Origin of the sequence: Micromonospora sp. NPDC049089, assembly GCF_040648775.1 — a bacterium.
Taxonomy (GTDB): domain Bacteria; phylum Actinomycetota; class Actinomycetes; order Mycobacteriales; family Micromonosporaceae; genus Micromonospora.
Window position 1 is genome coordinate 1 of record NZ_JBEZEH010000181.1, and the last position, 14,960, is coordinate 14,960.

The 14,960-nt window shown below is 71.3% G+C and carries 13 protein-coding genes; 5 read left to right on the forward strand and 8 right to left on the reverse strand.

Annotation, left to right across the window (positions count from 1 at the left end; translation table 11 throughout):
• Window positions 1-138: 138 nt before the first annotated feature.
• The 3 genes from AB0B48_RS25710 to AB0B48_RS25720 all read right to left on the reverse strand — a co-directional run bounded on the left by AB0B48_RS25710 (window position 139) and on the right by AB0B48_RS25720 (window position 4,510).
• Complete coding sequence (locus AB0B48_RS25710; RefSeq protein ID WP_357205965.1) at window positions 139-1,878, reverse strand: ABC transporter substrate-binding protein; 1,740 nt, start codon at window positions 1,876-1,878, stop codon at window positions 139-141.
• 49 nt (window positions 1,879-1,927) lie between these two features.
• A complete protein-coding gene (locus tag AB0B48_RS25715; protein WP_357205968.1) occupies window positions 1,928-2,941 on the reverse strand; it encodes an ABC transporter permease in 1,014 nt (337 codons plus the stop codon).
• 642 nt (window positions 2,942-3,583) lie between these two features.
• Window positions 3,584-4,510: an AraC family transcriptional regulator gene (locus AB0B48_RS25720; protein ID WP_357205971.1), complete on the reverse strand. Its 927-nt coding sequence runs from the start codon at window positions 4,508-4,510 to the stop codon at window positions 3,584-3,586.
• Between the two features lie 103 nt (window positions 4,511-4,613).
• Here AB0B48_RS25720 and AB0B48_RS25725 point away from each other — a divergent pair, with 103 nt between their 5' ends.
• The 5 genes from AB0B48_RS25725 (at window position 4,614) to AB0B48_RS25745 (ending at window position 8,628) form a co-directional block, all read left to right on the forward strand.
• Window positions 4,614-5,444 (forward strand): NAD(P)H-binding protein, encoded by an 831-nt coding sequence (locus AB0B48_RS25725; RefSeq protein ID WP_357205974.1) that lies wholly within the window; start codon window positions 4,614-4,616, stop codon window positions 5,442-5,444.
• An 80-nt stretch (window positions 5,445-5,524) separates the two neighbouring features.
• Window positions 5,525-6,568, forward strand: a complete 1,044-nt coding sequence (locus AB0B48_RS25730; protein ID WP_357205977.1) for an SEC-C metal-binding domain-containing protein — start codon at window positions 5,525-5,527, stop codon at window positions 6,566-6,568.
• Between the two features lie 88 nt (window positions 6,569-6,656).
• Window positions 6,657-7,403, forward strand: a complete 747-nt coding sequence (locus tag AB0B48_RS25735; RefSeq protein ID WP_357205980.1) for a metallophosphoesterase — start codon at window positions 6,657-6,659, stop codon at window positions 7,401-7,403.
• Window positions 7,404-7,405: 2 nt separating this feature from the next.
• Window positions 7,406-8,041 carry a LysE family translocator gene (locus AB0B48_RS25740; RefSeq protein WP_357205982.1) on the forward strand — a complete coding sequence of 212 codons (636 nt, stop codon included), beginning with the start codon at window positions 7,406-7,408 and terminating at the stop codon, window positions 8,039-8,041.
• 71 nt (window positions 8,042-8,112) lie between these two features.
• Window positions 8,113-8,628 carry a DUF2231 domain-containing protein gene (locus tag AB0B48_RS25745; RefSeq protein ID WP_357205985.1) on the forward strand — a complete coding sequence of 172 codons (516 nt, stop codon included), beginning with the start codon at window positions 8,113-8,115 and terminating at the stop codon, window positions 8,626-8,628.
• A gap of 54 nt (window positions 8,629-8,682) precedes the next feature.
• Here AB0B48_RS25745 and AB0B48_RS25750 read toward each other — a convergent pair whose 3' ends face one another.
• From AB0B48_RS25750 to AB0B48_RS25770, 5 genes are all read right to left on the reverse strand, one after another.
• Window positions 8,683-12,018, reverse strand: coding sequence for a S8 family peptidase (locus AB0B48_RS25750; RefSeq protein WP_357205988.1), 3,336 nt, complete (start codon window positions 12,016-12,018; stop codon window positions 8,683-8,685).
• Between the two features lie 102 nt (window positions 12,019-12,120).
• On the reverse strand, window positions 12,121-13,113 hold the full coding sequence (locus tag AB0B48_RS25755; protein WP_357205991.1) for an LLM class flavin-dependent oxidoreductase: 993 nt from the start codon (window positions 13,111-13,113) through the stop codon (window positions 12,121-12,123).
• Complete coding sequence (locus tag AB0B48_RS25760; RefSeq protein WP_357205994.1) at window positions 13,110-13,436, reverse strand: TIGR04076 family protein; 327 nt, start codon at window positions 13,434-13,436, stop codon at window positions 13,110-13,112. The genes AB0B48_RS25755 and AB0B48_RS25760 overlap by 4 nt, the downstream gene beginning before the upstream one ends.
• Window positions 13,433-13,804, reverse strand: a complete 372-nt coding sequence (locus tag AB0B48_RS25765; RefSeq protein ID WP_357205997.1) for a nuclear transport factor 2 family protein — start codon at window positions 13,802-13,804, stop codon at window positions 13,433-13,435. The genes AB0B48_RS25760 and AB0B48_RS25765 overlap by 4 nt, the downstream gene beginning before the upstream one ends.
• 38 nt (window positions 13,805-13,842) lie before the next feature.
• On the reverse strand, window positions 13,843-14,960 hold a 1,118-nt coding region (locus tag AB0B48_RS25770), incomplete at its 5' end, for a DUF885 domain-containing protein (protein WP_357206000.1).

Genomic DNA, 14,960 nt, shown 5'->3' on the forward strand with positions numbered 1-14,960 from the left:
ATTTTTCTGCCCCCGGCGGTGGCGCGGGGGGCCGGGGGGGGGGGGGGGGCACCCCTCCCGGGCGGGGGGGGGGGGGGGCCGCCGCCCGCCCCTGGGCGGGGGGCCGGCCGGCGCCCACGACTGGGAGTGCGGTGAGAGTCAGTTCTTGAGGAACATGTTCAGGTAGAACGGCTCACCCGCGGAGGCGTCGCCCTCGGCGCCACCGATGTTCGTGCCGATGGCGAAGGCGAGCTTGCCGTAGTAGCGCGGCAGGGCCACGTACCTGCCCATGATTTCCTTGTCGAGCTCGCCCCACTTGGCGACGGCCTGGTCGGCCGGGAGGTTGCCGATCTCGTCGATCTTGGCGTCCAGCGCCTTGTCGCTGAGCTCGCCCCAGCTGAGGCCGTCGGAGATGCTGTGCGTCTGGAACAGCACCGGGAACCAGCTGCCGCCGCTCGGCCAGTCCGAGCACCAACCCTGCGGCGCCTGGCCCATGTTGACCGGAGCGTCGTAGTCAGCGATCTTGGAGCGCAGCTCCGCGGTGGTGACACCGATCGGCTTCACGGCGAAGCCGGCCGCCTTCAACGCGTCGACCCGGATCTGGTTGGTCTGCTGCGGGATCGGCTTGGTGTTGTCGTAGTACCAGCTGAGCTCGAAGCCGACCTTGCCGGCCGCCTCCAGGTCGGCCTTGGCCGCGGCCGGGTCGCCTTGGCCGACACCACTCAGGCCTGGCAGCGGCTCGTACTTGGTGTAGCCCGGCACGCTGGGCGGCAGGACGGTGCTGGCCGGCTGGGAGTTGAAGCTGTTCAGACCGGCGGCCTTGTTGACCTGGTCGTACGGGTACGCCTTGGCGACCGCCTTACGCACCTCCAGCGGGATCTTGCGGGTGTCCATCTGCACCGAGTAGGTGCAGGGCTGCTCGCCCTGGATCAGCTGGGCCTTCTTGTCCCCGGTGAGCTGCGGGATCAGCGAGGCGTCGACGGCACCGTAGTTGAGGGCGTTGGCGTCCTCGCCGGCGCTGTTGAGCACCTGCTGCTGGGTCTTCGGGTCCTCGCCGCCCCACTTGAAGTCGAAGCCGTCCGGGTACTGGTGCCGCACCGCGTCGGTGTTCGGGTCCCAGTTCGGGTTCTTCTTCAGCTTCAGCTCGGTGCCGGGGGTGTAGGTGTCGAACTGGTACGGCCCGGTCGCGAGGGGGTTGTTCTTGTAGTTCTCCTTGGTGTCCTTGGCCTTCGGGATCGGCGTGAACACCGGGAAGGTCAGGTAGAGGGGCAGGTCCGCGAACGGCCGGGCCAGGTGGATGACCAGCGTGGTCGGGTCCGGGGTCTCCACACCGGCGTAGGCGTCGCCGCTGACGTAGGGGCCCTTGTACTTGTCGCCGTCCTTGAAGGTGGTCAGCTGGTACGTCGGACCGTTCGCGAACACGTCGTGGGCGAACGACCGCTTGATCGCGTACGCCAGGTCCTCGACCTTGACCTCGCCGCCGTCGGCGTACTTGATGCCCGACTGCATCTTGAACGTCCAGGTCAGCTTGTCCGACGAGACGGTGCCGAGGTCGGTCAGGTCCGGTACGAGCACCGGCTTGCCGTTGCGGATCGCGAACTGGGTCGGGCTGCGGAAGAGCAGCTTCTCGATCGCCAACGCGTCGGCGTAGTAGGTGTCGGTCGGGTCGAAGGTGTTCGGGGTCAGCTGGGAGTAGACAGTGATGACGCCGCCCTTCTTGGCGCCGGGCACCTCGGCCGCCGGTCCCTTGGCGGTCGGGTCGAGCGCGCTCTGCTGGGTCTCGATGCCCTTGGAGTCACCCCCGCCGCTGCTGCCGTTGTTCGACGAAGGGCTACCGCAGCCGGCCACCGCCATGGTGGCGGCCAGCGCGGCGGCGAGACCAACCTTCAGTTGCCTCACAGACGTACTCCTGTCTTGTCTTTCGGTTTCACTTCAGCCCAGGGCGTCCTCATCGACGGGTCCGGGGATCGAAGGCATCGCGTACGGCGTCGCCGAGCAGACTCAGGGCGAGCACCAGGATCGTGATGCCGAGTACGGGCAGCCACAGGTAGAGCGGGTCGGCCCGGTAGTACGTGGTGGCGGCGGAGATCGTCAGACCCCAGGACGGTGTGGGCTCGATCAACCCCGCACCGAGCACGGTCAGGCCGGCCTCCGCCACGACGTAGCCGGGCAGGGCCAGCGACACGGAGACCACGATCGGTGCCACCAGGTTCGGCAGCAGCTCCTTGAAGAGCACCTGCCGGGTCGGGATGCCGAGCACTTTGGCCGCCGCGACGAACTCCCGCTCCCGCAGCGAGAGCACCTGCCCCCGGACCAGGCGGGCGAGGCTCGCCCAGCCGAAGAACGACAGCACGCAGATCAGCGAGATGAAGCGGATCTGGGCCACGTCCTCGGACCCGGCACCGTCGGCGCCGCCGAAGATGGCGACCAGCACGGCGGAGCTCGCGATCGCGAAGAGCAGGTACGGCAGGCTGAGCACCAGGTCGATCAGCCAGGAGAGCACCCGGTCGACCCAGCCGCCGGAGAAGCCGGCGACCAGGCCGACGACCACGCCGATGATCGTGGTGATCGTGGTGACCGCGACGGCGACGATGAGCGACGGGCGTGCGCCGTACACCCAGCGGGCGAAGAGATCGCGGCCCAGGCGGGGCTCCACCCCGAACCAGTGTTCGCTGGTCGGCCCGATCGTCGGGAAGCCGAACTCGTCGATCAGGGTCTGGTGCAGCTCGCTGGCGTTCTGCCCCTCCACCCGGGCGAGCAACGGCGCGAAGATCGCGATCAGGACGTAGGCGACACAGATCGCGGCGCAGATCATCGCGATCCGGTCGCGGCGCAGCCGGGCAAGGGCGATCCGGGTCGGCGACCTGCTGACCGTCCGGACCGGGGCGGCGGGCGACGCTGCGCTCCGCACCCGTTCGTCGCCCGGCTCTCCGGCGCGGAGCACCTGGGGCTCCGTGACCATCGGCTCCACGCGGGACGCCCTCCTCATCGTGCTGACACATGGCACCGCCACCTGAGCGGTTCCCCGTTCAGGTGGCGGCTCTAGTGCCGGAACGTTAGCCGGGCAAATGATTTCGTTGTGGGTCCGATTCGTTACGGGTTAATTACGTGGACGACGCCTATTCAGGCTTTCGTGCCGCCAGCCACAGTCGTCCTCAGCGGCTGCGGAGCGACCGAACATCCAGTCACTCAGAGTTATATCGACGTCCTGCCGTCGTCGACGTCGAGCTCCAGCGGTCGCCATAACGGCAGCTCAATGCGTCGATCTTGCCGTGCATCGAACCATAACGTTGCTCGGGGCAACATTAGTCAGTTACTTCCGGTAATGGTCTTCAATGGGAAATCGCTGCCCGGAAATGCCATTCGGCGAAGCCGCAAGCGCATTAATCATGCACAGATCAAGGGGACCCTCGGAGCGCTTTTACATTTGCGGTCATGCTTACCTGATACGCCGTAGCACCTGCCCGTGCCGCTGGATACCGTCGCCAGCCAGAGACCGACGGGCGCTGATCCCGGGCGTCCTGGTAGGACGGGTGACGCGACACTGGTCAGACGAGCCCGCCGAGGGCCGGGTCGCAGCGACAGCGTGACCGGTGAGTGCCGGTCACGCCGCCGTGGCGTCGACCCGGGTGAGCCGTCGATGCCCGCTCGGGCTCAGGCCGTGCACGCGTTTGAAGGCCGCGCTGAAGCCGAACGCGTCCGCGTACCCGAGGCGACGCGCCACGGCGGCGACCGTCGCTGTCGATTCGGAGAGCAGGTCGGCGGCCACCGCCATGCGCCAGTCGGTCAGGTAGGTGAGCGGCGGTTCACCCACCAACGCGGTGAACCGTTTCGCCAGTGTGGAACGGGAGACCCCGGCATGGGCGGCGAGGCTGGCCAGGGTCCACGGCCGGCCCGGGGCGTCGTGCATGGCGCGCAGCACCGGACCGACAGTGTCGTCGCTCAGCGCCCGGTACCAGCCGGGCGCCTCGGCCTCCGGCTGGTCGAACCAGTCCCGAACCGTGCACACCAACAACCAGTCCAGCAGGCGGTCCAGCACCACCTGCCGTCCGGGCCGACCCGCGTCGAGCTGGGCGTCCAGGTAGTCGCGCAGCGCGGCGCAGTCCTGGTCTTCTGGCACGACGAGGACCGGCGGCAGCGCGCCCAGCAACCGCTGAGGCACCCGACCCCGGACGTGGTACACCCCGACCAGCAGCACGGGTCGGTCGGTGTGATCCGCGCCCGCCGGGTCGACGACCCCGGTCTGGCCGCGCCGGACGTCGCGCAGTTCCCCGGGCTCGAAGCTCGACCGGGGCTCGGCGGAGAAGACGAACGGCGCCGGCCCGCGCACGATGGCCGCCTCGCCGACCCGGACCAGGCGAGGCTTGTCGCTGTCCGGATGCGAGATCCAGCCCTCGCCCCGCATCGGAACGCAGAGCGTCAGCGGGGCGCCGTCGGTGAACCGCAGCGCCCACGGCGGCGTCAGCACCGACCGGCCGAATGCCGCGCCGTCGGCGTGCAGACCGCGCAGCAGATTGTCGAACGGGTCCATGTCACCGACGATAGATCGCGGAGGATGGACCGCGGACGATCGGACATGCCCGGCGTACGACAGGACATGTCCCGCCCACGACGGGGCGCGTTGACTCGTGGTCATGACGACGGACGCACCTTCGACACTCGTGATGGCCGGCACCGGTAAGACCGGTCGCCGGCTGGTTCAGACGCTGCGGGCGGCGGGTCACCACGCCCGGGCCGCCTCTCGCTCCGGTGAGGTGCGCTTCGACTGGTCGCGGCGGGACACCTGGCGGCCGGCCGTGGCGGGTGCCTCTGCTGTCTATCTGCTCGCTCCGGAGGACCCGGCGCTGGCCACCGACTTCGTGACGCAGGCAGTCGACTCCGGTGTCGGCCGGATCGTGGCGCTCTCCGGGCGCGGAATCGACCGGGTCAGTGACTTCTCCCCCGGCATGCTCGCCGCGGAAGAGGCGGTGCGGAGGTCCGGCATCGAGTGGACGATCATCCGGGCGAACAACTTCAGTCAGAACTTCAGCGAGGACCTGTTTCGCCAACCACTGCTCGATGGTCGGCTGGCCCTGCCGATGGGGGCCACGCCCGAGCCGTTCGTCGACGCCCAGGACGTCGCCGACGTGGCGGCGACGCTGCTCACCTCGCCAGGTCACCACGAACAGGTGTACGACCTGTCCGGCCCCCGTGCGCTCACCTTCGCCGCAGCGGTGGCGACGATCGCGCGGGTGACCGGCCGCTCGATCCGCTATGTGGAGCTCAGCCCGGAGCAGTACCACGCCGAACTGCTCGCCGAGGGCTTTCCGGCGGAGGCGGCCACGGCGCTGAACGCCCTGTTCGCCGGGATGCGGGCGGGCCACCTCGCCGAACCGACCGACGGAGTACGTCGGGTTCTCGGACGGGACCCGCTCGACTTCGACACCTACGCCACGCGGGCCGCTGCGGCCGGCGCGTGGTCGTAGTCCGCCCGGCGGGCGGCATGAGAGCGGGGTAACAGGTGATCTGCCCTCGTACCGCGAGCACCCCGACGTACCGTGAGATCGTGCCGACGAGAGAGACACTCACCAAGGCTGACCTCGCCGAACTTCGCCGCTCGGCGCTCGGGACGGCGAATCCGCTCGGTGTCGCCGCCGACCTCGCGGAGGCCGTCGAGCAGGGCCGGTTGGAGGACCCGGACGATGCCGGGGACGCGCTGACGCTCGCCGCCGAGATCGCGGAGATCCGGGCCAGGCCCGAGGCCGCGCTGCGGTACGCGGAGCAGGCCCTGACGGCGTACCCGTCCGCCGATGATCCTCGGGCCGGGTTCGCCCGCGCGCTGCGGGCCCGCACGCTGTTCCGGGCCGGCGGTCACGACGACGAGGCGATGGCGGAGTTGACCGCGTTGCGCCCGTTGCTGCTCGTGCAGCCCGACGCCCCCGCCTACGTCAGTGCCGCGCTGGACGCCGGTGGGCGTTCGGCGACCGCCGAGACGTGGCTGAGCGAGGCGGTCGACACGCTCCTGAAGGAGCATGCGACCGCCGCGTCCGGGCCGGCCAGCACCGCCATCGACCCGGTGGTCGATCTCGGTCCGCCGGACGCGCCAGGTGTCGCCTTCTTCCTGTTGCAACAGCGCCATCGGGTACGACGCAACCTGAACCTGCCGCACGACCGGCAGGACGACCTGGCGGACCGGCTGGAGACCCAGCTCGTCCGTCGGGCCGGGGAGCGCAGGGACGCCGAGTCGGATCTGCTCTTCTGGCCGCGGGCCGAGTTCGATCGCCTGCTCGCCGAGCATCCCGCCCTCGCCGACGTCTATGGGCCGGACTGGGACGCGCACCGGGGCCGGCTGGAGACGGAGCTCGTTCGGCTGCGGGGTGCCGGTCAGGCCGGTTTGGGCGTGTTCGGCGCGACAGTGGCCGGGTTGACCGCGTTCGCCGGTCGACGTGACGGCGATCCGGCTGACGCGGCGGTCCGCGCGGGCTACGCGGCCGAGGTGTCGGCGCGGCCCAGCGCGCGGATCGCCTGGCCGCCGGAGCGCAACGACGCCTGCTGGTGCGGGTCGGGCCTCAAGTACAAGAAGGACTGCCTGCCGCGCTCGCGGAGCTGACCGCGGCGGTCATCGCGCTGCGCTGGCCGACCTGGCCCGGAGTAGCGTTCCTGACGGCTTTCACGTTGATAGCCGTTAGGAGAGCCTCGTGCTGGTCATCGCGCACCTCAGTGACACCCACCTCGACAGCCATCCCCGGTCGGCCGAGCGGACCGCCCGGGTCATGGACTATCTGCACGGCCTGCCACGACCTGTCGACGCGATCCTGATCACCGGGGACGTCGCCGACAACGGCGAGGTGGCCGAGTACGAGACCGCCGCGAAGCTCTTCGAATCCCCGCTGCCGGTCATGGTCTGCCCCGGCAACCACGATGTGCGCGCCGCGTACCGCAAGGGTCTGCTCGGTGACGACGGCGGCGGCACCGGCCCGATCAACGCCCGCCACGACGTGGCCGGGGCGGTCTTCCTCCTCGCCGACTCCTCCGTGCCCGGTGCGGACGACGGTCACCTGGACGAGGAGACGATGGCCTGGCTCGCCGACGAGTTGGGTTCGGTGCCGGCCGGGACACCCACGTTCATCGCCCTGCATCACCCGCCGGTGGTGTTGCACCACCCGGTCATCGACCCGATGCGGCTACTGCCGGCCGACCCCCTGGCCGCGCTCGTCGCCGCCCACCCGCAGGTCGTCGCCGTGCTGACCGGGCATTTCCACACCGCCGCCGCGAGCACCTTCGCGGGCCGTCCACTGCGGATCGCCCCGGGTGTGGTCTCCACCCTGCGGATGCCCTGGGAGGGCGACGGCCCGTTGACCACCCAGACCCAGCCGCCCGGCGTCGCGTTCCACGTCTACGACGACGCCGGCCTGCTCACCACCCACTACCGGGTGGTGGTCTGAGGATGCAAGGGGTCGCGGTGCTCGGCTTCCTGGTCGCCGTCGCGCCGATCACCGCCACGCCGGGCGCGAGCCTGACCCTGGTCGTCTCGCGGGTCACCACCGGCGGGCGGCGGCAGGGCTGGTGGGTCATCCTGGGTACGGTCACCGGGCTCTACGTGCACGCCACGCTGGCCGCTGTCGGCCTGGCCGCGCTGGTGCTCCGATCGTCGCAGGCGTTCTGGGTGGTCAAGCTGGTCGGGGCCGCTTATCTGGTCGGGCTCGGGCTCTGGATGCTCTGGTCCGCGTCGCGCCGTCGCCCGGAGGCGGAACGGCGACCGACGGTTTCCGCCCGGAGGTTGCCCTGGCGGGTGGACCACCCGTACCTGCAAGGGTTGCTCGGCAACGTGCTGAACCCCAAGGCCGCCGCCATCTACCTCACCTTGGCGCCGCAGTTCCTCGAACCGGGCCGACCGGTCCTGCTGCCGATGGTGCTGCTCGCCACGGCGCACGCCGCGCTGCACACCTGTTGGCTCGCCGGCTGGACCTTCCTCTCCGGTGCCGCCGCCCGGTTGCTCCGCACCGCCTCGGTGCGACGAATGCTCGATCGGCTGACCGGCGTGATCCTGGTCGGCCTCGGCGTACGCGCGGCGACGACCTGATCGATCGGCGGAGATGACACGCCCGCTTGGTACCGATAGCGTCCCGGTGTGGACGATCACCGTCCAGGCCGATGTCACCGGAGGAGACGCCGATGTTCGAGGAGATCATGGGCATCCCGGCCCACCCTCTGCTGCTGCACGCCGCTGTCGCGTTCGTGCCGCTGCTGGCCCTGCTGACTGTCGGCTACGCGTTCGTCCCGCAGATCCGGCCGCACACCCGGTGGGTGCTGGGTCTGCTGGCGGTGGGTGCGCCGGTCGCCGCCCTGCTGACCAAGCTCTCCGGCGACGCCTTCCTCGAGCGGATGCGCGCCGCCAACCGGGTCACGCCTGAGTTCCTGCCAAAGCTGGAGGCGCACCAGGAGTTCGGTGACATCACGCTCTACGCCAGCATCGGGTTGGGCGTGGTGGCCCTGGCGCTGGTCCGGCTCGTCCCGCCGAGGGCCGCCGACGCCAGCGCGGACGGGCGACCCGCTCGGCCGCTGACCCTGGCGTTGCAGGTGCTGTCGCTGGTGGCCGCCGCCGTCACCGTGTATTACGTGGTGCGCACCGGCGACTCCGGGGCGAAGGCGGTCTGGGAGGGCCAGTGACGTTGGCCGGTGGTGCGGCCCGGCCGGAGCCGGGCCGCACCAGCGGGGTGACCATCAGCCGGCGTGGTACGCCCGGATGATCGTCTGGTCGATTCCGCTACCGCCGTTGGCGGCGGCCTTCACCCGCAGCGAGACTGCCTGCCCGGAGGCGGCCTTCGGCAGCTCGACCCGGTAACTGTCACCGCTGCCGGTGACCCGGGCCGACTTCCAGGTGGCGCCGTCGTCGGTCGACGTCCAGACCTGGAACGACGTCACCTTCTGCGCCTTCACACCGTGCGCCTGCCGGACGGCCAGCTCGGCCGTTCCGTCGACCGGGTGGTTGTTGTGGTCCATCGGCAGGGCGTAGTCGACCGCGAGCAGCGGCAACGGCACGCTCCCGGTCCCGTCCGGGCCGGCGGACCGGAACGTCCACGATGTGTTGACCTTGGTGGAGATCGGGAGGATCAGGCTCGTGTCGACGTCGAGGGTCACCCGGTAGTCGGCCATCGACTGCGGAACGGTGAAGTCGCCGTACGGGCCGGACCGCTCGTCGACCAGCTTGCCGTCGCGGTACAGCGACAGCTTGCGCTTCACACCGACCGCCTCGCCCTGAAGGCAGTCGGCCCGCTGGTGCTGGTCGGTCAGCGTCACCATGTCCAGGTGCAGGTTGCCCCGGGACCGCGACGGCGCGGTGGCGCAGCTCCAGTCGGCGCCGGCCGGGTCGTCGTACCAGTCGGAGTGCAGCGGCTGCCGCGCCCAGACCTTGGACTGCTGGCTGCCCGGCCGGTACTGACGCGGCGCCTCCATGGCCCCCAGTCCGCCGTAGACACCCTGGTCGGCCCAGACGATCTCCGGTGAGAGGTACGACGTCCGGCTCGGCGGCATGACGCCCTCGTAGGTCTGGGTCACCGCCACCCCGTCAGGAGTGGAGCCCGTGCGGACCAGCAGGGTGTACATCTCCGGTGAGTCGGTCTGGTGGAACCGCTCGTCGATGCGGGCCAGTCGGGCCTGCTCGGCCCTGGTCACCCGGAACGACGGGTCGGCCGGCACGCCGTTGGCGTACTCGTGCACGATGTTGTAGCGGTACGGCTTCGCGGTGCCGGCCGGCGAGTCCATGTTGACGGCCGCCCAGCTACGCCGCGATCCGATGGTGGGCTTCGGGATCGCCACGCTGCGGACCGCCGTGGCCACGCCGAACCCGCTGATCTGGTGCCACCACGGCAGGCCGTTCACCGCGGTCTGGAAGGTGGTGACGTCGGTCCGGGTGGTCGTGGTGGCCGCCCCGTCGACGGTCGCCGTGACTGGCCGGGCCTGCGCCGGGTCGAGGGTCACGCTTCGGGGGGCGTGCACGTCCAGGTCACCCGCCGCGGTGAGGGTGCTCTCCTGCACGTCGCTGTCGACGTAGTAGGCGACCGACGCGCCGAGCACCGAGTACCGGCCGGCCGGCACCCGCAGGGTGAAGGTCTCACCGGGCGTTCCGCCGCCCCCGCCGTAGAACAGCAGGGGGTCGGTGAGGTTGGCGACCATCAGGTTGATCCAGGTGTCCGCGCCGTCCCGCAGGCCGGGCATCGGCTTGGTGTGGATCGTCAGGTCGTAGCTGGGCGGCTCGACGTAGAAACTCACCGGCGTGGTCACGACCGGCTTGCGGCCGGTGCGGGCGGTGACGGTGGCCAGGTAGAAACCCGGCCGGCTGCCCAGCGCAGCGCGGTTGATCCGCAGGGTCGCCGCCCCGGTGGCGCCGCGCTTGAGGGTCACCCGGCTCGTCGACAACGATGCCGCGCCGCGCGGCACGGGCTGGCCGTCGTGGTTGACGATCGACACGTCGAGGTCGAGGACGGCAGTCGACTCGCCGGTCCAGCTCAGCTTCGTCTCGTTGGTTCCGGACTGCGGGTAGGCGAACGTGCCGAGGTTGACCACCGGCTGGTCGCTGGTCGGGCCGCCGAGGGCACGGGCCGCGTTGAGCCGGCCGGCGCCGACGGCGTACGGGTCGATGCCGGTGAGCGGGTCGGCGGCGCCGACGAGGGCGGCCTTGAGCCGCTCTCCGGTCCAGTCCGGGTGGCGCTGGGCGAGCAGCGCGGCGGCGCCCGCCACGTGCGGGCTCGCCATCGAGGTGCCGCTGATCGCCTCGTAGTACCTGTCGATCGGGTCCTGGAGGTTGGTGCCGGCGGCCCGGGCGGCGACGATGTCGACACCGGGTGCGACGAGCTCCGGCTTGGCCACGTTGCTGGTGACAAGCGGTCCCCGGCTGGAGAAGTCGGCGAGCTTGTCGTCGCGGTCGACGGCCCCGACGGTGAGCGCGGTGGCGGCCGACCCGGGCGAGGAGATCTGCGCGCCGCTGTTGCCCGCGGCGATGACGAACAGGGCGCCGGTGGACTTGCTCAGACCGTCGACGGCGAGCGAGAGCGGGTCGGTGCCGTCGTCCGGTGCGCTGCCGCCGAGGCTCATGTTGATGACGTCGGCCCGGGTGGCGGCCCACTCCATGCCGGCGATGATGCCGGAGTCCTCGCCGGAGCCGTGGTCGTCGAGAACCTTGCCGATCACCAGCTTGGCGTCCGGCGCCACGCCGCGACGCTGACCGTGGGCGGCCGCGCCGGTGCCGGCGATTGTCGAGGCGACGTGCGTACCGTGGCCGTTGTGGTCGACGGCGTCACCACCCTCGGCGGTGAAGTCGGCCCGCTCGGCGACCCGGCCGACCAGGTCCGGGTGGGTGAAGTCGGCGCCGGTGTCGAGCACCGCGACCCGGACGCCCTTGCCGGTGTAGCCGGCCTTCCAGGCGTCCGGCGCGGCGATCTGGCCGAGGTTGCGGTCCAGGCCGGCGGGTCGCCCACCGCCGGTCAGGGCGGTGGCGTGCACCTTGCGGTCGAGCCAGACCTTCTTCGCGCCGGCGAGCAGCGAGTTGGTGGCGAGCTTCGCGGTGGCGGGGCTCTTCTTGGGTACGCGGCCGGCTACCGCGCCGATGCTGGGCAGCGGGAGCACGTCACCGAGCGCGGCCACCCGGGCGGACGCGGTGGCGGGCTGCACGATCAGCGGCAGCTCGGCGGAGTTGTCGTCGTCGTAGCCGTCGGCGATCAGGGTGGTGACGTCGAACAGGTCGGGGTCGAGGACCGGGCCGACCTGGGACGCGACGCGGGCGGGGATGACGTGCAGGTGACCGTCGGGGCCGCAGCTCTGCTGGATCACCGCGTTCTCGTCGACCGGCCGGATCGTGGCCTGCGGGCACCCCGAGCCGTTGCTGCGGACGGTCACCACGTCGCCGGTCAGCAACGTGACGGTGTGGGTCTTGCCGTCGACCGAGGCGGCGGGTGCGCCGGGTCGGTCGATGCCGCCGGCTGTGGCTGCGCCGCCCGGTAGGGCGGTCAGCGTCGTGGCCGTGACGGCAACCGCCAACAGCCACCGCGTTTTCCTGAGCATGGTGCTCCTCGTCTAATGTGGACGAAAGTGCCTCTTCGGGCAACTTCCCGCAAGATCATATGCAGGTCAACGATCTTCGGGGAGCCCTCGACGAGGAGGTTTTCACGCTCTTAACAGTGGGAGCACCCGCCGGCCGAGCAGGTCGATGCCGCCGTGCGGCGTCAACCCGTGCGGGGTGCCGAACTCCACCCGACTCGCCCCGGCGTCGAACACCGCCGCCGCCTGCCCCGCGACGTGCTCCGGCGTGCCGGAGAAAGCGAACAGATCAAGCAGGTCGTCGCCGATCAGCGCGCCGGCGAGGTCATCCTCCCGACGGCCGACGTGCTGCTGGAGCCGGGCCAGCAGCTCCGGGTCCACCTCGATCGTCGGGTCGAGGGCGGCCACCACCGCCAGGTACATGGCCACCTCCCGGCGGGCCACCCGCCGTGCCAGCGCACCGTCCTCGTCGACGACGGTGACCGCGCCGAGCACGACACCCGTGCCGTCCCGGTCCGTGACCGCCGCGTCATCCAGCCAGGCGCGCATCATCCGGGCCATCGCCGGGTTCGCCGACCCGCCGACCTTGACCTCGCCGGCGAACCCGGCCGCCGCCCGTGCGGTCTGTCGCCCCCAGGTGCCGACGAGGACCGGCACGTCGGCACGGGCCGGCGTGTACCGCAGCGACGTGCCCGGCGCGACAGTGAACTCCCCACCCTGGAAACCGCTGTCGTCGCCGGCGAGCAGCAGCCGCACGACGGCGACCGTCTCGACGATGCGCCGGATCGGACGGACCTGCGGCACACCGATCTCGTTGAGCCAGGTGCCCCGGGCCAGGCCCAGGTAGGCCCGACCCCGCGAGGCCAGGTCCAGCGCGGCCACCTGACCGGCGACCTCGACCGGGTGCATGGTGAACGGGTTGAGGCACGCCGCCCCCAGGCGGATCCGCCGGGTGTGCCGGGCCGCCACCAGCAACGGGAAGATCGGCGGTTGGTACATCAGGTCACCGAAGACCGACAGCACGTCGAAGCCGTGCCGCTCGGTCAACTCGGCAAGCTCCGCGTACTCGTCGGCGGACTTGTCGGACTGCAGGCCGATGCCGACCAGCCCAGCGCTCACGTCAGCTCCTCGGTGGGGATGCGCTGAAGGCCGGTCCGCTCGATGCGCATGATGAGCCGCTCGTCCGGGTCCGGACAGGCGACGTGGCTGTCCCGGGCCATCCAGTCGCCCTCGGCCAGCGCCCGCTGCTTCGCCGGCAGCAACGGCAGGCACGCCGCCAGGGCGTAGAGGCAGAAGTGCCCCCCGGCAGGGATGGTCACCCGATTCGACTCCGTCACGTCGAAGTGGTCGCCCGGCTTGAGGCCGCACACCGAGCGGCCCTCGATCCGCTCCACCACGACCCGCAGGTCGTACAGGTCGGTGGTGGGTTCCTCGGCGCTCATCGGACGGCCTCCGCGTGGTGGTGCACGATGCGCCAGGAGCCGTCCTCACGGCGCAGGACGTCGGTAACCCGGAAACACTCGTCCGGCCGGCTGTCGGCGAAGCGGGCCCGCAGCACGTACCGGACCAGACCGGTGTCGCCCCAGCCGTCGGCACGCAGCTGTTCCGGCGCGACCGAGATCGGCGTCGCCCCCGTCGCCCGGGTCGCCCGCCGGTCCCGCAGGTCGTCCAGCGCGGGCAGGCCGGACAGCAGGCCGTCGGCGTCGGACTCCCAGAACGTCAGGTCGGGATGCAGGTGCGCGTCGAAGGCCGGCCGGTCGCCGAGGGACCGGTACAGGTCGGTGATGGTGGTGGTGAGCTCATCGCTCATCGGCTGTCACTTCCGATCGGGTACGGCGGTGCGGGGGGTCAGGGCAGGTCGGCCAGGCAGGCGCGGAGCGGGTCCAGTCCCATGGGTCCGAGCGCCAACGCGGTGTGGTGGAAGCGTTTCCGGTCGAAGGCCGTACCCTCGCGCCGCTCGGCGTCCCGGCGGGCCTGCTGCCACAGCCGCGCGCCGACCTTGAAGGCCAGGGCCTGCGCCGGCCAGCCGAGATACCTGTCGACCTCGAAGCGCGCGGTCTCGGCGTCCAGCCCGACGACACGGGTGAGGACGTCCACCGCGAGAGAAGGCGTCCAACGGCGTTCCTCGGTGAACCCGTTGCCGGCCGGGATCGGCAGCCCGAGGTGCAGACCCAGGTCGATGACCACGCGGGCGGCCCGCCACAGCTGACCGTCGAGCATGCCGAGCCGCTCGGCCGGGTCGGCGTACAGGCCGATCTCGTCGGCGAGACGCTCGGCGTAGTGCGCCCACCCCTCGGCGTACCCGTGCACCTGGCAGAGGGTGCGCTGCCACGGGTGCAGGGCGCCGGTGGTGAGGGTGACGGCGTGCTGGAGGTGGTGGCCGGGCAGCCCCTCGTGGCAGAGCGTCCCGACGTGCCGCCACACCGGCACCGTCGACGCGCCGGTGGGCACCGACCACCAGATCGCGCCGGGACGCGTCAACGCCGGGTCGGGGGGCGTGTAGTACATGACCCCGGACGTGGCGGGGCTGATCCGGCACACCACCCGGCGGGTGGCGGACGGGATGTCGAAATGGGTGCCGTCGAGGGCGTCGGTCAGCTGCTCGGTGCGCTGGCGCAGCCACTCCTCCAGGGCTGGCCCGGCCGCCACCCGCCCGGCCGGGTCGGCGTCCAGGGCCGCCCGCGCGGCAGCCACCCGCGAATGGCCCAGCTCACCCGCGACGGTCCGCAGCTCGGCGGCGGTGCCTGCCAACTCCGCCCAGCCGTACTCGTACACCTCGTCGAGGTCGACCGTCGCGCCGAGGAAACTGCGGGCGGTGACCCGGTACAGGTCGCCGCCCACACCGTCCACCTCGGAGGCCCCGGGTGCCAGCTCGGCACGGAGGAACGCGGCGAAACCGGCGGTGGCGGCGGTCGCCAGCCGCGCGCCCTGGTGCAGCCGAGCGGCGACCGGGCCGTCGGGGCAGC